The following is a 17,617-nucleotide window of genomic DNA, read 5'->3' as shown; positions in this document are numbered from 1 at the left end:
GACAAAGTACATTCCAATCGGAGTGTGCTTTTTTTTGTATGCAAGTGTAAAAATAAAATTACACAATAAACTACAACATAAAGCTTTTATCGACGTTCTGTTCCTTTACATATTCTCTAGAATGAAGGGGAAAATATAGTTGTAACAAAAAGGAGGGGTACTTAATGGCACAAACATTACAAAATCTTATGACAACGAATGTAGCTACAGTAAGTCCGCAACAATCTGTTCAAGAGGCAGCAAAGTTAATGGAACAGCATAATGTGGGTTCTATTCCTGTTGTGGAAAATGGACAATTAAGAGGGATTATTACAGACCGAGATATTGCATTACGAGCTACGGCACATGGGATTGATTCAAATACTCAAGTGTCGGAATGTATGACAACGGATGTTGTTATGGCAAATTCAAGCATGGATGTTCATGAAGCAGCGAATCTAATGGCACAACGACAAATACGTCGTCTGCCAGTTGTTGATAATAATCAAATGGTTGGGATTGTAGCAATTGGGGATCTTGCAACTGTTGATATTTATGAAAATGAGGCAGGAGAAGCACTATCAAGTATTTCAACTCCTTCTAAACCAGAGGCTTAAAAAAAATCGCAAAATAAGGTCATGGTATAAACCATGATCTTATTTATTTTCATTAAAAAAAATGAATGTCAATAAAAGCGATAAATGGTTATCAATCGCTTTTATTGACACCAGTTACCTTTGTTCTTAGTTCTCAGAGGGAGAAGAATTTAATACTGCTCATTAAAAGGCAAATTCGTTATTGATTCACTGAAGAGTGCAGAAAGCTGCTCAGCTTCTCTTAAATCACGAGTATTAAATTTCTTATGAATATATTCTAAATCTGAGAGATCTAGAGGATCGAGTAAGGCGGAGCAACCTGTTTGTATACAAGTTACTAAAGGTTTTCCAAAAAATAAGTTTGAGTAGACGATAGAAAAGTCGTATCTTGTCTCCGTTGTACTAAAACCAAAGTGCTTTACATTTACATATTCATCTTCAACATAAAGGTTTTCAAACATTTTGTACCTCCTTTTATTTTAAAAAAAATTATAGTTCGTAAGCGATTCAAAAGGAGATATAAAATCTTCTTCAATGTTGTGGGGAACGATAAGGGAAAAATACAACGAAGCCAACTGAGGATAAATCATAAAGTGTGTTGAAAGCGCTTACCTAACAACATTTACTTTACTCAATACTGACGGGCTCAACGTCGGTTATATCATGTTGGCAATTTGGACAGAGCCAAATTTCTTCTTCAACAGATACTGAATAAGATACGGTTTCGCAATGCAAACAATCCTTTTTATACAAATGGCAACACCTCCTTCATGATAATGTTATTATATGTAACCATTTATAAATTCATACAAAAATCATTAAAAATTTAAATAAAAAAATAACAAAAGGAACTTCAATTTCCTGCAAATTTTTTAGGAAAGATAAACTTACCAAAAAAATTTGTCTATTTTGTGAAAAGAAATAGAAAAACAGAGAAAAATGGAGAATGCGTTTGAAATGCTATTGTTTTATACGCTTACATGCAGATTTAAGTTTGTGGATATCTGTGATACAATTCATTCTGTTAACAACGGACCCCGACTTTTATGAGAGATAAAAGTCAAAAAAAAATTTAATAGAATGAGGTGTACAATTGAACATACAAACAATTAAAAAAGAATGGTTTGGTAATGTAAAAGGTGATGTATTGGCAGGGATTGTTGTTGCACTTGCCTTAATACCGGAAGCGATTGCTTTTTCCATCATTGCTGGTGTTGATCCGATGGTGGGGTTATATGCATCATTCTGTATTGCTGTTGTGATTGCTTTTGTTGGCGGTCGACCTGGGATGATTTCAGCTGCTACGGGTGCAATGGCCTTACTTATGATTACGTTAGTCGCTGAACATGGACTTCAGTATTTACTAGCAGCTACGATACTAACCGGGATCATTCAAATACTTTTTGCGTGGGCAAAAATTGCGAGGTATATGAAGTTTATCCCACGCTCAGTCATGATTGGCTTTGTCAATGCACTTGCTATATTAATTTTCACATCACAGCTTCAACACTTTGTTGGTGAGACATGGGTAATGTATGCGATGGTTGCAGGAGCATTAGCAATTATTTATATTTTTCCACGCTTTACTAAAGCAGTTCCGTCACCACTTGTAGCGATTATTGTTATTACCGTCATTGCAATTATGATCGGAAGTGATGTACGTACAGTAGGTGATATGGGTGCATTAACACAACAATTACCAATGTTTCTTATTCCTTCAATTCCTTTAACATTGGATACTTTAATGATTATTTTTCCATATTCATTGGCCCTTGCAATTGTGGGGATCTTAGAGTCACTTTTAACAGCTTCCATTGTTGATGATATGACGGATACAGAAAGTGATAAAAATAAGGAAACTCGCGGTCAAGGGATCGCTAACATTGTAACAGGTTTCTTTGGCGGTATGGCTGGATGTGCGATGATTGGACAATCAGTCATTAACGTGAAATCTGGCGGAAGAGGACGTCTATCGACTTTTGTAGCAGGTGTCTTTCTTCTATTCTTAATCATTGTCCTAGGTGGGGTAGTTGTCCAAATTCCAATGGCAGCACTTGTTGGTGTGATGATTATGGTTTCGATTGGAACGTTTGATTGGAATTCATTAAAGCAAATTCGAGTAACACCAAAGACAGATGTAACGGTTATGGTCGCTACTGTTGCTGTTACAGTTGTAACACACGACCTTTCAAAAGGTGTATTCACTGGTATTATTTTAAGTGCAATTTTCTTTGCAGCAAAAATCTCAAAAGTGTATGTAACATCGATGATGGTTAATGAAGGAAGAAAGAAAATTTACCGTGTGAGAGGGCAATTATTCTTTGCTTCCGTTACAGATTTTGTGGCTGCATTTAATTTTAAAGATAATGTTAGTAAAGTAGAGATTGATCTTTCTGAAGCTCATCTTTGGGATGATTCAGCAGTTGGAGCAATTGACAAGGTTGTCTTAAAATATCAGCAAAATAATATTGCAGTTAAATTGACTGGTCTGAATGAATCAAGTTCAGCACTAGTAGAAAAATTAGCTGTTCATGATAAACCAGGTGCGAAAGTGTCTGGACATTAAGTCGAATATTAACAATGAATCCCTTTGTAAAACAATACAAAGGGATTTTCTTTTTGAAATGAGTATTCTTTTTTTAGCAGCTTATCAAAAACGCTTACATATTCCTAATATAGGTACCGAATGGGTAATTTCAATTCATAAACAGCTCTTGGCCTTCCTTGGCTAAAGGGCTTTTCTTCACCAACAATAGATAGGTAGTCATGAGTTAGAAACTTTTTTAAGATTCTTTCTGCTGTTCGGCGGCTAACATCTAAATAGTCAGCAAGGTCATTTGAAGTAAAATGAGAAGTATTTCTTGATTTAATAAATTGGATAACTTTATCCATATTAGTTGTACTTAACTGTAGTTTTTTTGCAAGGTTTTGTATTTCTTGGTCTTCAGTTTTTAGCCGATATTGTTTTTTGTCTTCATTTAATGGCCCGATAATCCGTTTATCTTCAGTAATGATAAAAGCACTATTTTTATCTGGGGAATTTTGAGCGTGCTTGAGAGCTATTTTGGCATGATTTTTAGCATCTTTTGTTGTCAAACCAAAACCAAACCCGATGTTAATCACTGAAGTGGTTTTTCCTTCGATCTCAGAAAGCAGGGGCAACGAAGTTAATTGCTCAGTAACATCTTCAATGCTCCCTTTTGTTCCAAAAAGTATAAAATAGTCTTTCTCAAGGTGGATAGAGGCATTAATCGTTTTGGCAAAAGTAATGAGTATTTTGTTCACGTCGTCGAAAATAGTATCTTGTTCTGAAATGTGCTGACCAATGGAAATGAGACCAACAGCGATTTGGGACTTGTTTCGTTTCTCTAATTCCCCAATTGTTTTCGCTTCGTATAATGAGTCTATGATCGTTTTTTCAGGATCAATCATTTTAAGACAGTTAATTCCTTTTTGAGTTAGTTGGTCATAAACTGCGTGAATACTTGTCAGAACTAGACTAACTTTATCATTATTCCATAGGGTTGTATGGAAATTTATAATTTCCTCTAGTTTAAATGACTGTTTATTATTTTCTAGGATCGATGGATAGTCTTTAATATAAAGATTTTTTGGTGAGAGTTTTAAATCATTTACTACATTTTCTATATATTTTTTATCTGCTAAATCGATGGCTATTCGCTCAATTGGTATCTGATAGTGGTGCTGAATATACAAAAGTGATAATGTAAGTGCGTGTTCATCTAGCGAGAGATGTACAATTGGAATGTGTAAATTTTCAATTTCCATTTTTGAAAAATAATAAGGCAAAACACCTGAGAAAAAGAGGACATCACACGGTTTAAGGTGTTTGATTAATTTTACAGATTCACGTGGATCTTTATAAACATAAGGAATAATTTCAATGTCCTTGATTTCTTTTTCATAGAGCTTTATTTGACTGAGAAATTCATTAGAGCCAAACACAGCAATCTTAATCTTCATTTGATAAATTGATACCTCCAAAAAATATTGCACTTTTCATTAGTATACATGAACATTGACGGATATAGCGTTAGAAGATATCATATACTTAATTAGCGACTATTAAGCGACAACTTATTTTACCTAAATTTTTATAAAAGGAGTGAAGACGATGAAAATTACAGCCGTCAGTATTTATGGAATACATCTTCCATTAAAAGAACCGTTTATCGTTAGCTATGAAACGTATACGTCTATGCCTGCAATAATTGTTAGAATGGAAACGGATCAGGGGATCGTCGGTTATGGGGAAGGGGTTGCAGATGACCATGTCACAGGAGAAACGTGGGCTAGTACATTTCAAGTTTTAAAAAATACACTTCTCCCAGCTATTGTAGGAGAAAATCCATTTCATATTGAAAAGATCCATGAAATTATGGATCAAAGAATATATAGTTCTCCAACGGCCAAAGCAGCCATTGACATCGCATGCTATGACATCATAGGTAAGGTGGTGAAACAACCTGTTTATCAGTTAATAGGTGGTAAGTATCATGAAAAGTTTCCGGTTGCCTATGTATTAAGTATTCTAGAACCAAAAGAAATGGCAGCTGAAGCAATTCAAGCTGTTAAAAATGGGTACACTATTTTGAAAATGAAAGTCGGTACCGATAAAGAAACAGATATTGAACGGATAAGAGCCGTTCGTGAAAAAGTTGGAGAGAAGGTTAAGATTCGTGTCGATGCTAATCAAGGTTGGGTAACGAGTGCAGATACATTATATGTATTAAATAGAGTTAAAGATTGTGAGATTGATTGGATTGAACAACCTGTATTAGCTGATGATATTGACGCTTTAGTAGAAGTCAAGCAAAAAACGGATATTCCAGTCATGGTTGATGAAGGTTTAAAAGGAAATAAAGAAATGCGTGAAATTATTATGAAGCGAGCTGCGGACAAAATTAATATTAAATTAATGAAATGTGGAGGAATTTACCCAGCAGTTAAACTTGTGCATCAAGCTGAAATGGCTGGCATGAGTTGTCAGATTGGTTCTATGGTTGAATCTTCTATCGGATCTGCTGCTGGATTTCATGTAGCCTTTGCGAAGAAAAATATTACAAGTGTTGAGTTAACTGGACCATTAAAATTTAAAAAGGATATTGGACACTTATCTTATAATTTACCATATATTCAATTGAATGATCTTCCTGGATTAGGTGTCGATGTTGATGAATATGTTCTTCATGAATTAGCAGAAATGCATGAAGTAGTTAAGGAGGAGAGATAATGGATATCCTTTATAAAGGAACACTAGTATGTCAAACAAATCATAAATATGAAAACTTTCAAGTTAGTAAACTTAACCATAGCCATATTACACAAGTTATGCAAGTGCAAAGTAATGTTCTAGAACATGTGCAGGTGAAAGAGTCTTTACAGCCTTTAACGGGTGAAGAGTTTGATTACATATTTAATGGAGGGGGACTCATCATCGGTGTGTTTGTTGAGCGTCATTTAATTGCATTTCGAGCTCTTCTTTTTCCTGGTAATCATATTGAAAATTTAGGGCGTGATTTAGGATTAACAAAAGAAGAACAAATGAAAGTTGTTCATCAAGAAATATCATGTGTCTTACCTGAATATCGTGGTAACGGTTTACAAAAGCAATTAGCTAGCTTAATTATGAAAGAATTTAATCAATTACAACATGACTATCGTTATCTATGTTGTACAGTCTTCCCGACAAATTTTCCTAGTCTAATAGATAAATTCACTCAGGAGATGCTCATTGCTAAGATAACAGAGAAGTATAGCGGAAGAATGAGATATGTCCTTTTTAAAGACTTAGAACGTAAACGCAAGCTTGACGAAAATACGATTATTGCAATACCAATAAACGATTACGAACGACAAAAAAAGTTATTAAAACTTGGATTTTATGGATTTGGTTTGAAGGAAGAAAATGGGGAAACGGTTGTTCTTTTTGGGGAATTCTTTTAATTAAAAAACAAAAACTAGGAGATATGACTATGAGGCATATTGTGGAAGAACTAGTAGAGAAATTGAATGAGGTTTTTGAGCATCTACATGCTAACCCTGAGTTAAGCTGGAAAGAAGAGAAGACAACAGTATATATAAAGCATTTAGTAGAGGAATATGGGGTTGAAGTTAAGACATTTCCAGATTGTACGGGACTTATTGCTGAAATTGGAAATGGTAAACCTGTTGTCGCAGTACGAGCCGATATGGATGCACTTAGTCAAGAAGTAGATGGGGTTATACAGGCAAATCATTCATGTGGGCATGATGCTCATATGACGATTGCTGTTGGTGTACTGTTCACTCTTCTTAAGCTGAAGCTTTCGAAAGGAACAGTTCGGTTTATCTTTCAACCTGCAGAAGAAACAGGAAATGGCTCATTAAAAATGATAGAAAAGCAGGTTGTAAATGACGTCGATTATTTATATGGTGTCCACTTAAGGCCTATCCAGGAATTGAAGGGCGGTCAGGCTGCACCGGCTATTATTCATGGTGCAGGATTATTTATTGAGGGAAAGATTATTGGTGAAGATACTCACGGAGCACGTCCTCACTTAGGGGTTAATGCGATTGAAGTTGGGGCAACGATTGTAGAATTATTAAAAGGGATCTACCTTGATCCACAAGTTCCTTATTCAGTTAAAGTTACAAAATTTCATTCAGGTGGACAAAATGCAAACATTATCCCTGGCTCGGCTATGTTCTCGCTTGATATGCGAGCACAATCCAATAATGCTTTACAACAGTTACACTCTAAAGTGAAACACAAGATTAATGCAGTGAAAAGTATGTACGATGTAAACATTATTTTAAGGACAATTGATTATGTCCCAGCTGCCGAAATAGATAAACAGGCTCAAGCATTTATGAAAGAGGCCATCATCCAAGTACTTGGTAAAGACAATACCGTTGACCCAATTGTAACATCTGGTGGTGATGACTTCCATTATTATACAATAAAACATCCGAATATAAAGGCTACAATGCTAGGACTTGGTGCTAATTTGAAACCAGGACTCCACCATCCTAAAATGACTTTTGATCGAAAGGCAATATTAACCGGTATTGAAATTTTAACCCATGCATTGATAAATACATTAAATCTACCAGAAAGTCATAAGTAGCTCTATTTTTCAACATATTAGAGTAACCTCTAGTCATCGTGCTAGAGGTATACTATTTAATTAAGAATAAGCATCATTTAATTAAGGCGGTGTGGACAAAGGAACTTCATTGGTGCTTCTCTATTCCTCAGCACCCTTTTTCGCAGAAAAGAAAAAAATTTTGCGAAAAGAAAATTAGTACAAATATTTTTGCACTATGAATCTTGAAATATTCTAAAGAGTCAGAAAAGAAGACTTGGGAAAATTGGCATGATTATTGCTTAATTAAATATTGAAGGTGTCGTTATCTATATAAACAATATTAAAGAGTAAGGAGGAGATCGAGGATGGTCTATATAAAGGGATACGTCTAGCCCTTCCTTGAGTATGGGGGTACGTTAACATCTGTATTTGTTCCTGGAATACATGTGCAATCTTTATATTTGCAACATTGGCTGTTCATCCATTTGAATATGCACCTTACGCTATTTTGAATTTAGTTGTTCCATTTATTTCTCTTCTTTACGCTTAGACTGGATTCTCAATTACACCTTTAACTGAGGGAGAATTTAAGCATATGGGAGAAGATGGAAAAGTTGTTTAACTTGGAAGTTCAATAAGGTAAATATGCTTGGTATCTTAATGGTTATAGTACGAAAAATGGTAGGAAATTAAATAGTTTTCGTGGCTAGTGAACAAACAAAAAATAATACGATAAGGGGTTAAGTTATGGCTCAAACTGGTACAGATCGCGTAAAAAGAGGAATGGCTGAAATGCAAAAAGGCGGCGTTATTATGGACGTTGTCAATGCAGAACAAGCAAAAATTGCTGAGGAAGCTGGTGCTGTAGCGGTAATGGCACTTGAGCGTGTTCCTGCTGATATTCGTGCAGCTGGCGGCGTAGCTCGTATGGCAGATCCAACAATCATAGAAGAAGTGATGAACGCTGTTTCGATTCCGGTAATGGCGAAAGCAAGAATTGGGCATATCGTAGAAGCGAAAATTTTAGAAGCAATGGGTGTTGACTACATTGATGAAAGTGAAGTATTAACTCCAGCTGATGAAGTATATCACCTTTATAAGCGTGATTTCACAGTTCCATTTGTTTGTGGTGCTCGTGACTTAGGTGAAGCTGCTCGCCGTATTGGTGAAGGTACGTCAATGATTCGTACAAAAGGAGAGCCTGGTACAGGTAATATTGTTGAAGCAGTTCGCCATATGCGTATGATGCAAGCGCAAATCAAAAAAGTTGCTTCTATGTCAACAGATGAGTTAATGACTGAAGCAAAAAATATTGGTGCCTCTTATGAGCTATTACTTCAAATTAAAGAAACAGGTAAGCTTCCAATTGTTAACTTTGCAGCAGGTGGTGTTGCAACTCCAGCAGACGCTGCATTAATGATGCAGTTAGGTGCAGATGGCGTATTTGTAGGCTCTGGTATCTTTAAATCAGATAACCCTGAGCGCTTTGCACGTGCAATTGTTGAAGCTACTACGCACTATGAAGACTATAAGTTAATTGCAAAGTTATCAAAAGGCCTTGGTTCAGCAATGAAAGGGATTGAAATTTCATCCTTAGAGCCGTCTGAACGTATGCAGGATCGCGGCTGGTAATTAACTTGAATTGAAATTTTTGGAACCATTTCTAAAACTATGATTTTTCATGCTAACTAACCACCAAAGTCATTAATGTCCAAGGTGGTTAGTTAAATTTTTACTTTTTTTGTAATGGTTCTAAATTTTTTTGTACAAGTTGTATAAAAATATAGAGTTGAATTTTACTATAAGGGATAATTGTAATTTGCGTAATTCATTACTAAAATGAACATAATTGAAGGAATATTCCGAAAATAAGGAAAGCCATTTTGAGTGATTTATTGATAGCGCTATCAAAAAAATGAATCATTTGGGGGGGATTATTTTTATTTATATTGCTACGATCCAGTAGTTCTCAATGTGTTTTAATATTAATTTTCATTATTCAATGCCATTTAAAAACAACAAAATCGGGGGGATGCAAATATGGAACACTCAATATTATCATTGTTACCACCAGTATTGGCACTATTAATGGTAATCGTAACGAGGAGAGTACTGCTCTCATTAGGTGTGGGGATTATAATTGGAGGATTAATGGTTAATTCATTTAGTCCACTTGATACACTCACACAAATTTTTTCAATTGCCGGTTCGATTTTTGTTGTTGACGGTGGGCTAAATACGTGGGAACTATATATTATCTTTTTTTTATTGATTTTAGGAATGATTTCTTCACTCATTTCATTAGTAGGTGGAAGTCGTGCCTTTGGTGAGTGGGCGATGCAACGAGTACAAACAAGAGTAGGGGCACAATTGGTAGCATTTTTTCTTGGTATAATCATCTTTGTCGATGATTATTTTAATAGTTTAGTTGTCGGTAATGTAAGTCGTCCATTAACTGATAGACATAAGATTTCTCGGTCAAAGCTTGCCTATATTGTTGACTCGACAGCGGCTCCTGTATGTATACTAACTCCAATTTCAAGTTGGGGAGCTTACATTATTACACTTATTGGTGGAATCTTTATTACTCATGGTGTTACTCAATATGAGGCACTTCAAGCATTTATATTAATGATTCCAATGAATCTATACGCTATACTGACATTATTGATGGTTGTAGCGGTTATCATCTTTAAACTAGATTTTAGTTTGATGAAAAAACATGAAGAACAAGCAATAAATAGTAAAATAGTGATCGATGAGTATAAAGTTTTAATACAAAAAGAACGGAATGATGAAAATGTCTCTGCAAGTGGAAAAGTAGGAGACCTGCTTTGGCCCATTATAACCTTAGTTTTTGGAACCACTTTTTTTATGATTTTAACTGGAATACAAGCCTCTGATGGTGAAATTAATGTATTGATGATTTTTGAGAATACTGATGTAACTGCCTCACTGCTGTATGGAGGTTTGTTGGGGCTGTTAGTTGCAACCGTGTTAGTGCTTTTAAAGCATATACCAGTAAGTGTATTTGGTAAAGGGTTATGGACTGGTGTAAAGGCAATGCTACCAGCAATTTATATTCTCTTCTTTTCCTGGATCATTATTGACATTATAGCTGAATTAGGAACGGGGACTTATCTAGCTGGGCTTGTCAATGAGCATATTAACACAGCTTACCTACCAGTGTTGTTATTTATTATTGCAGGATTTATGGCTTTTTCAACAGGTACGTCTTGGGGGACGTTTGCCATTTTATTACCTATAGCGGGTGAGATCGCCGCATTAACAGATATAAGTCTTATTCTACCAGTGATAGCCGCTGTTATGGCAGGATCAATATTTGGAGATCATTGTTCGCCGATTTCAGATACAACAATCTTATCTTCAACCGGGGCTGGTTGTCATCATATTGATCATGTTATGACCCAGTTACCATATGCCTTAATTATTGCGGGTATTACAATCATCGGCTACATTGTATTGGGGATTACTGGTAGTGTGATGGTAGGATTATTGGTCTCGATTCTTATATTAATTTCTTTCATTATTTTAATGAAAAAAAGGATTATCATGGACAGACGTGAATCAGCAACAGTAAACGAAAATTTATAAAGGTTACATTATTAATAGAATAAGAAATATACTTATGATGGCTGGGGCTATTGTTATATTTAACATGGTCCTAGCCAAATTCATCTTAAGAGGAGCTAGATACTATGCAGTTGTCTTCACATTTTGAATGGGTTTTACATCAAATCAATGAAGGTGTTCATATGGTCGATAAAGATGGAATTACCGTTTTTTATAATCAAGCAATGGCAGACATTGATGGCCTTAGTCCGGAGAAAGTCATTGGGAAAAATATTTTTCATTTGTACCCATCATTGACAGCTGAAACAAGTACATTAAACATGGCCTTGTCAAAGGGGGAAAAAACAGAAGATAAAATGCAAACCTATAAAAATTTACAAGGAAAACATATTACGACGATTAATAGTACTTACCCTTTATATAGGGGAGGTCAAATCATTGGAGCAGTAGAATCTGCCAAGGATATTACGAAAATTGTTAGCATGTATGACCAAACGATAGAATTACGAAAGAAACTCTATGAGAAGAAAAAAGGAAAAGATTCTAAAGGGACTGCCGACTATCAATTTAGTGATTTAATCGGAGAGAGCAGACCATTCCAAGAAGCTGTTAGTATAGCAAAGAAAGCTGCACGGTCAGATTCTCCAGTTATGATCTGCGGAGCTACTGGAACTGGAAAAGAGTTAGTAGCACAAAGTATACATAATGGGAGTAGAAGATGTGAGGAATCATTTATAGCTCAGAATTGTGCAGCTGTACCTAGAGAGTTAATGGAAGGGCTCTTGTTCGGTACGACAAAAGGAGCTTTTACTGGAGCAATTGATCGTCCAGGTATTTTTGAACAAGCGAATGGAGGTACATTGTTTTTAGACGAATTAAATAGTCTTGAATTATCTTTACAAGCGAAATTACTGCGTGTTTTACAGGATGGTAAAATAAGGAGAATCGGTGCTGAAGTTGAAAAGGAGGTAGATGTTCGCATCATTACAGCAATGAACATTAGCCCTGAAAAGGCTTTGGAGCAAAATATTTTACGTTCGGATTTATACTATCGTTTAAATGTTGTTCACATTCAGCTTCCACCACTTCAAGAGCGAAAGAGAGATATTTCATTATTGGTTACCCATTTTATTGAAAAATTTAATCATATGTTTGGTACTCATGTTCATGAGATAAGTAGAGAAGCTTTACAGCATTTATATAGCTATCATTGGCCAGGTAATATTCGTGAACTTGGTCATGCGATTGAGTCTGCCTTTAATATTATTGACCTTGGATATGAAAGATTAGAAAAACATCATTTACCAGCGCACATCTTTAAATCTCCCACTCCTTCCATACCAGAAGTAACCCGTTTTGTTCCAACGAAGGATTCAATTGATTTACCGAACATGATGGAGGAATTTGAGCGAGAAACCATTATTAGTGTGTTTGAAAAGAATGGCGGGAATGTAAGTCAAACAGCAAAGGCTCTTGGATTAAAGAGGCAGGCTTTGCAATACAAATTAAATAAATATGAGATTGAATTTACATGCAAAAAAACTGGCAGCAAATGATTTTTCGTTGTTGCCAGTTTTTTTGCATTCTCTGGTAAAAAAATAAAAAGATTACTATTTTAAGATTGTAAGTGCATGTAAAATGTTTTTTTTAGAAAAATAAAAAGCCTGTAAATATCAGCATTTCTGTATCAAATCAAATGGGATAATCTGAATTTTTTTATATTTTTGTAAATTCTCTATCAGATTGGCACCCTTTTTGCTTATTAGTAACAGTGAAAGAAAAATTAGTAGTAATGATAAGGGGGATTCATGATGACTGGAGGAAGCAAAGTAATGAAACCATTCGATGTAAGAGAGGGCCGTCACTATACCGATATTGAACTCTGGAAAGATGTGCCTCAAGAAAAGTGGGATGATTGGATGTGGCAATTAACGAATACGATTCGTACACTTGAAGATTTAAAGAAAGTTGTTAATTTAACTCCAGAGGAAGAAGAGGGGGTACGAATTTCTACTCAAACCATTCCTTTGAATATTACACCATATTATGCTTCACTAATGAATCCTGATGATCCGCGTTGTCCGATTCGTATGCAATCCGTCCCTTTGTCTGCTGAGATTCATAAAACGAAGTACGATTTAGAAGATCCACTGTCAGAAGATGATGATTCACCTGTACCTGGGTTAACACATCGTTATCCAGACCGTGTATTGTTTCTCGTTACAAATCAGTGCTCAATGTATTGTCGTTACTGTACCCGTCGAAGATTCTCTGGGCAAGTAGGAATGGGAGTACCTAAGAAACAGATTGATGTTGTCATTGATTATATTCGTAACACTCCTGAGATTCGAGATGTATTAATCTCTGGTGGAGACGGGCTACTAATTAATGACACAATTTTGGAATACATTCTGAAAAACCTTAGAGCGATTCCACATGTAGAGATTATTCGAATCGGAACGAGGGCACCGGTTGTTTTTCCACAGAGAATTACTGAGAATTTGTGCAATATTTTGAAGAAGTATCATCCAGTATGGCTAAATACACATTTTAATCATTCACTTGAGCTTACAGACGAAGCAAAAAAAGCTTGTGATATGCTTTCGATGGCAGGAGTTCCACTTGGCAACCAATCAGTTATTCTATCCGGAATCAATGATAGTACACATATTATGAAAAAATTAGTCCACGACTTAGTAAAAGCTCGTATTCGACCATATTATATTTACCAATGTGACTTGTCTGAGGGAATCGGGCATTTTCGAGCCCCAGTTTCTAAAGGATTAGAGATTATTGAAGGACTTCGTGGACATACGTCTGGTTATGCTGTACCTACCTTTGTAGTTGATGCACCTGGCGGCGGAGGAAAGATTGCGCTCCAACCAAACTATTTGATTTCCCAAAGTCCTGACAAGGTAGTATTACGTAATTTTGAAGGTGTAATTACAACATATCCAGAACCAAAAAATTATACTCCTGGTCGAGCAGATGCATACTTTGAAGAAGTATATGGTACAAAAGACGAGGCGAGATCAGTTGGAGTTGCGGCATTGTTAAAGGATGAGAAATTTAACCTTGTTCCGGAAGGGCTCCGCCGTCTTGATAAACGAAAAAATTACAGTTCATCAGAAGGGCATTCATCTCTAAAGGATCGGCGTCATAAAAGAGATGAAATGAAAAAGAAGTTAATGAAAGCTAAAGAGAGAAAAGCAGAATAAATAAGTTCTCATCATTAGAAAGGGGTGTCTGTTATGCAATGTACATGGTGTGAAAAGAAAGAAGTACAAGAAACGACGAAGACTTGTTATTGGGTCATGCCAGACGGAAAGGATTATGTTGAGATTTCCCAAATTCCGGCAAAGTCGTGTCAAAATTGCGGAATATATTTGACTGATGAAATGAATCAAGAAATTGACAATCACTTATATATGAAAGACTTATCTGATTATTCAAACAGCATTACATTTAACGATTTACTAGAAGCACCAGTAATCGATGTATTCTCACTAAAATAAATTAAAAATTGAGTAGCTCAAAAAAAGTATGTCTTAACTGAATGAATAATGTTTTTAAGGATATTTCAAAAAAGGGTAAGGTATCTTTTTTGAAATATCCTCCTTACTAAGAGGTGAAGGAAATGAAAAAAGTTAATATTCCCTATATATTAAAATACGAGTCTCATAAGTGTCATACGATGAATCTTTATATTGATTTTGCCAGTCAACGTTTACGTGTCGATAATTATCGTGGCAATATCGCTTCTATTGTGACACGAGCTGAGGAGGTTGCGATAGACCATTCTCTGTCAAAAATTATTATTAAAGCGAAAGAAGGAGATTGGAGACAATTAGTGTCTAATGGTTATCAGCTCGAGGGAATCATAGAAGGCTATTTTAGCGGAAGTGATGCGTATTTTATGACGTATTATTTATCAGATGATCGACGAATAAGTAAATATTGGAAAAAAGAGGATAAGATTATTAAAAGTGTTACAGAGCTATCAGATCATGAACAGAATCAAACTCTACCTAGTGGTTACACGATACGACTTGCAACTAAAGAGGATGCAAGTTCACTTGCAAAATTATATCACCTTGTCTTTCCATCTTATCCAACCCCAATGAATGAAGAAAATTATATCGGAAAAGTCATTGATGAAGGAACAATCTTTTATATCGTTGAATGGAAGAATGAAATTGTTAGTGCTGCTTCAGCGGAAGTAAATACCGATGATCATAATGCGGAAATGACTGATTGTGCAACGCTCCCAGAGCACCGTAAGCATGGATTTATGAAAGTACTCATTACAGAGCTTGAAAAGAGGCTTATTAAACAGAACATATATTGTTCATATTCGCTAGCTCGGGCTCAATCTTTTGGAATGAATGCAGTCTTTTGGAAATTAGGGTATCGTTACAACGGTAGATTAACAAAGAACTGTGAAATATTTGGTGAATTGGAAGATATGAATCTTTGGGTGAAGAAGTTAGATGCTACTCATGTAGATAAGAGTTAGTAAATATTTTCCATATGGGAAATATTTCTTGTAATATGAAGAGCTAAAGAGTAAAAGGTAGCCAAAAGGCTACCTTTTACTCTTTACTGTTTGAATCAATTTGATTTAATTGGTTTACTAATTTGAAGGCCATTAAAGCTAATTGCAATTTCATACGTTCATCTGCGGATTTAAGATGATAACCAGTCTTTTCCTCTATTTGCTTTAATCGATATTTTAATGTATGGCGGTGAATATATAATTCAGATGCTGTCGCTTGAATACTTTGGTTATTATTTAAGTAAACTTCTAGCGTCTCTAACAAGTCAGTTCCACGACGTGTATGATCAATTAATGTGCCTAGACAATCAAAATAAAGATTTTCTAAATTTATTCCTGATTCCCTCATTTCTAGTAATAAATGGTACATACCAAGATCATCATAATGAATAATAGAAGTTGGTTTAAATAATAGGTTTGATAAACGGACAGCCTGTTGGGCCTCAATTACACTTTTTGATAAATCATTAATTTCATCGTAACTTCTACCTATACCAATATAAATAGGTATCTTTGGGAAAAAATATAACCATTGTTTTTCGATATCTAAGGCTAATTGAAGACAGTACTGATGAATTTCCTTTTGATTATTTCCAATAGCTTCAGTTAAAAGGATTAACGAATCTAGCTTTGATCGAACAGCATGGGTGATCTTTTTTTGTTTTAGTACTTGATTAACGATCTGAAACAGTTTATTGAAAAAATTTCCCATATCCTGTTTTTTTCTATTATTGAGCTTAAATGTAATAAAGAAAACTGTTTGCTTAGCGGATAAGTCATAACCTAGTTTTCTTGCTTGTTCAAGTACGGTGTCTTTATTTGTATATTGGTTATTGATAATGTCATCAAGGAAATCCCCTTGTAACCTCAATTGTGTCTCTTCCACGGCTACTTGTTTCAAATGTTCAATTGCATAAACAGTCGCTGCATGCTCAATCGCAATAGCATCCATTTCTCTCCACTGATTATTTGGTTTAATCGCTAAGATATAACCATAACAGTGCTCTTTTGTGATAATTGGACAAATAGTCAAATCATAGTTTAGGAAATTTAAATACTTCATCTCCTTTTTTTCCTTACATTTTTTTAACTCGCTTTCTATGGTAGTTGAGTTGGAATTCAAAAAAAGTTCAAAACTCTCTATGGACATACCTGCTTCTGGGAGTGAGTACGAATTAACAATCTCGTTTAAGTCACTGTAAATAATGATGGTTGCAGATGTTAAGCTTGATAACGTTTTTGTGATATCTAATAAACTATGATTATTAAGAACATGTTTTGTCAATTCTTTATGGATTTTAACAGAATATTCCAATAATTGTATTTGGTTATTAACAATCTGTTCTAATATCTCCTTTGTGATCATTGAGAAATTTATGTCATTTGGTATTTCTATTAATGGTAGCCCGCTTTCGTTAGCAACCTCAATAAAACTTTCAGGAATTTCATGTATGTAGAAACCTGTATAAAGTGCTACACCTGAAAGTCTATTTAATTTTAATAATTGGCGAAAGTTTTCTTGGCTTTCCACATTTTTATCTAAGCCAAATCCTGTTGTAATTAAAAACTCCCCATCTTGTAAACGAGAAGTGTCTTCAATTACTTCAACGATTGTTACCCATTTAATTCTCTTTGATAAACCTGAGTGGCCAGCAACAAGTTGTGTTTTTTTCATAATCGGTAATTGCAGTGCTTCACTAATACTAATTGCCATGTTTATCCCCTTCTCAACTCGTTATATTTGTTTATTAAGGTAATGAATAGTTTGTAAAAGATAAGATTGATAAATTAACAGTATTGTA

14 protein-coding genes and 1 pseudogene are annotated in these 17,617 nt (G+C 35.1%); 12 read left to right on the top strand and 3 right to left on the bottom strand.

Going from position 1 to position 17,617, the window contains the following annotated elements; all coding sequences use genetic code 11:
* The first annotated feature begins 164 nt into the window (after window positions 1-164).
* On the top strand, window positions 165-596 hold the full coding sequence (locus ACJ2A9_RS18340; protein WP_441423133.1) for a CBS domain-containing protein: 432 nt from the start codon (window positions 165-167) through the stop codon (window positions 594-596).
* Between the two features lie 149 nt (window positions 597-745).
* Here ACJ2A9_RS18340 and ACJ2A9_RS18335 read toward each other — a convergent pair whose 3' ends face one another.
* The gene (locus ACJ2A9_RS18335) at window positions 746-1,036 is read right to left on the bottom strand and encodes an SAV0927 family protein (protein ID WP_441423132.1); all 291 of its coding nucleotides are present in this window, start codon (window positions 1,034-1,036) and stop codon (window positions 746-748) included.
* Window positions 1,037-1,668: 632 nt separating this feature from the next.
* Here ACJ2A9_RS18335 and ACJ2A9_RS18330 point away from each other — a divergent pair.
* Window positions 1,669-3,141 (top strand): SulP family inorganic anion transporter, encoded by a 1,473-nt coding sequence (locus ACJ2A9_RS18330; RefSeq protein WP_441423131.1) that lies wholly within the window; start codon window positions 1,669-1,671, stop codon window positions 3,139-3,141.
* A gap of 104 nt (window positions 3,142-3,245) precedes the next feature.
* On the opposite strand, the gene ACJ2A9_RS18325 is transcribed toward ACJ2A9_RS18330, so the two are convergent.
* The gene (locus tag ACJ2A9_RS18325; RefSeq protein WP_441423130.1) at window positions 3,246-4,559 is read right to left on the bottom strand and encodes a transcriptional regulator; all 1,314 of its coding nucleotides are present in this window, start codon (window positions 4,557-4,559) and stop codon (window positions 3,246-3,248) included.
* Between the two features lie 151 nt (window positions 4,560-4,710).
* Between ACJ2A9_RS18325 and ACJ2A9_RS18320 the strand changes: the two genes are divergently transcribed.
* The 10 genes and pseudogenes from ACJ2A9_RS18320 to ablB all read left to right on the top strand — a co-directional run bounded on the left by ACJ2A9_RS18320 (window position 4,711) and on the right by ablB (window position 15,776).
* On the top strand, window positions 4,711-5,829 hold the full coding sequence (locus tag ACJ2A9_RS18320) for a mandelate racemase/muconate lactonizing enzyme family protein (protein ID WP_441423129.1): 1,119 nt from the start codon (window positions 4,711-4,713) through the stop codon (window positions 5,827-5,829).
* Window positions 5,829-6,542: a GNAT family N-acetyltransferase gene (locus ACJ2A9_RS18315; RefSeq protein WP_441423128.1), complete on the top strand. Its 714-nt coding sequence runs from the start codon at window positions 5,829-5,831 to the stop codon at window positions 6,540-6,542. Before ACJ2A9_RS18320 ends, ACJ2A9_RS18315 begins: the two co-directional genes overlap by 1 nt.
* A 29-nt stretch (window positions 6,543-6,571) precedes the next feature.
* Complete coding sequence (locus ACJ2A9_RS18310) at window positions 6,572-7,705, top strand: M20 peptidase aminoacylase family protein (protein ID WP_441423127.1); 1,134 nt, start codon at window positions 6,572-6,574, stop codon at window positions 7,703-7,705.
* A 359-nt stretch (window positions 7,706-8,064) separates the two neighbouring features.
* Window positions 8,065-8,213: pseudogene (locus tag ACJ2A9_RS18305) on the top strand (Na+/H+ antiporter NhaC family protein); the annotation flags it as partial.
* 200 nt (window positions 8,214-8,413) lie between these two features.
* On the top strand, window positions 8,414-9,298 hold the full coding sequence (pdxS, locus tag ACJ2A9_RS18300) for a pyridoxal 5'-phosphate synthase subunit PdxS (protein ID WP_441423126.1): 885 nt from the start codon (window positions 8,414-8,416) through the stop codon (window positions 9,296-9,298).
* Window positions 9,299-9,706: 408 nt separating this feature from the next.
* Entirely contained in the window at window positions 9,707-11,281 is a 1,575-nt protein-coding gene (locus ACJ2A9_RS18295; protein WP_441423125.1) for a Na+/H+ antiporter NhaC family protein, read from the top strand.
* A gap of 104 nt (window positions 11,282-11,385) precedes the next feature.
* Window positions 11,386-12,816, top strand: a complete 1,431-nt coding sequence (locus ACJ2A9_RS18290; protein WP_441423124.1) for a sigma-54 interaction domain-containing protein — start codon at window positions 11,386-11,388, stop codon at window positions 12,814-12,816.
* 276 nt (window positions 12,817-13,092) lie between these two features.
* Window positions 13,093-14,478 (top strand): lysine 2,3-aminomutase, encoded by a 1,386-nt coding sequence (gene ablA, locus ACJ2A9_RS18285; RefSeq protein ID WP_441423137.1) that lies wholly within the window; start codon window positions 13,093-13,095, stop codon window positions 14,476-14,478.
* 33 nt (window positions 14,479-14,511) lie between these two features.
* Window positions 14,512-14,775 (top strand): YokU family protein, encoded by a 264-nt coding sequence (locus tag ACJ2A9_RS18280; RefSeq protein ID WP_441423123.1) that lies wholly within the window; start codon window positions 14,512-14,514, stop codon window positions 14,773-14,775.
* A 122-nt stretch (window positions 14,776-14,897) separates the two neighbouring features.
* Window positions 14,898-15,776 carry a putative beta-lysine N-acetyltransferase gene (gene ablB / locus ACJ2A9_RS18275; protein WP_441423122.1) on the top strand — a complete coding sequence of 293 codons (879 nt, stop codon included), beginning with the start codon at window positions 14,898-14,900 and terminating at the stop codon, window positions 15,774-15,776.
* Between the two features lie 76 nt (window positions 15,777-15,852).
* On the opposite strand, the gene ACJ2A9_RS18270 is transcribed toward ablB, so the two are convergent.
* Window positions 15,853-17,529 carry a PucR family transcriptional regulator gene (locus ACJ2A9_RS18270; protein ID WP_441423121.1) on the bottom strand — a complete coding sequence of 559 codons (1,677 nt, stop codon included), beginning with the start codon at window positions 17,527-17,529 and terminating at the stop codon, window positions 15,853-15,855.
* Window positions 17,530-17,617: the final 88 nt, after the last annotated feature.

Source organism: Anaerobacillus sp. MEB173 (assembly GCF_052119505.1).
Taxonomy (GTDB): domain Bacteria; phylum Bacillota; class Bacilli; order Bacillales; family JBJMAU01; genus JBJMAU01.
The sequence above is the reverse complement of the archived record's forward strand: the minus strand, read 5'-3'. Positions and strand labels throughout refer to the sequence as shown.

Coding starts and splice junctions, on each gene's coding strand:
- ACJ2A9_RS18340 (WP_441423133.1), top strand. CDS start 165: ATGGCACAAACATTACAAAATCTTATGACAACGAATGTAGCTACAGTA.
- ACJ2A9_RS18335 (WP_441423132.1), bottom strand. CDS start 1,036: ATGTTTGAAAACCTTTATGTTGAAGATGAATATGTAAATGTAAAGCAC.
- ACJ2A9_RS18325 (WP_441423130.1), bottom strand. CDS start 4,559: ATGAAGATTAAGATTGCTGTGTTTGGCTCTAATGAATTTCTCAGTCAA.
- ACJ2A9_RS18320 (WP_441423129.1), top strand. CDS start 4,711: ATGAAAATTACAGCCGTCAGTATTTATGGAATACATCTTCCATTAAAA.
- ACJ2A9_RS18315 (WP_441423128.1), top strand. CDS start 5,829: ATGGATATCCTTTATAAAGGAACACTAGTATGTCAAACAAATCATAAA.
- ACJ2A9_RS18310 (WP_441423127.1), top strand. CDS start 6,572: ATGAGGCATATTGTGGAAGAACTAGTAGAGAAATTGAATGAGGTTTTT.
- pdxS (WP_441423126.1), top strand. CDS start 8,414: ATGGCTCAAACTGGTACAGATCGCGTAAAAAGAGGAATGGCTGAAATG.
- ACJ2A9_RS18295 (WP_441423125.1), top strand. CDS start 9,707: ATGGAACACTCAATATTATCATTGTTACCACCAGTATTGGCACTATTA.
- ACJ2A9_RS18290 (WP_441423124.1), top strand. CDS start 11,386: ATGCAGTTGTCTTCACATTTTGAATGGGTTTTACATCAAATCAATGAA.
- ablA (WP_441423137.1), top strand. CDS start 13,093: ATGAAACCATTCGATGTAAGAGAGGGCCGTCACTATACCGATATTGAA.
- ACJ2A9_RS18280 (WP_441423123.1), top strand. CDS start 14,512: ATGCAATGTACATGGTGTGAAAAGAAAGAAGTACAAGAAACGACGAAG.
- ablB (WP_441423122.1), top strand. CDS start 14,898: ATGAAAAAAGTTAATATTCCCTATATATTAAAATACGAGTCTCATAAG.
- ACJ2A9_RS18270 (WP_441423121.1), bottom strand. CDS start 17,529: ATGGCAATTAGTATTAGTGAAGCACTGCAATTACCGATTATGAAAAAA.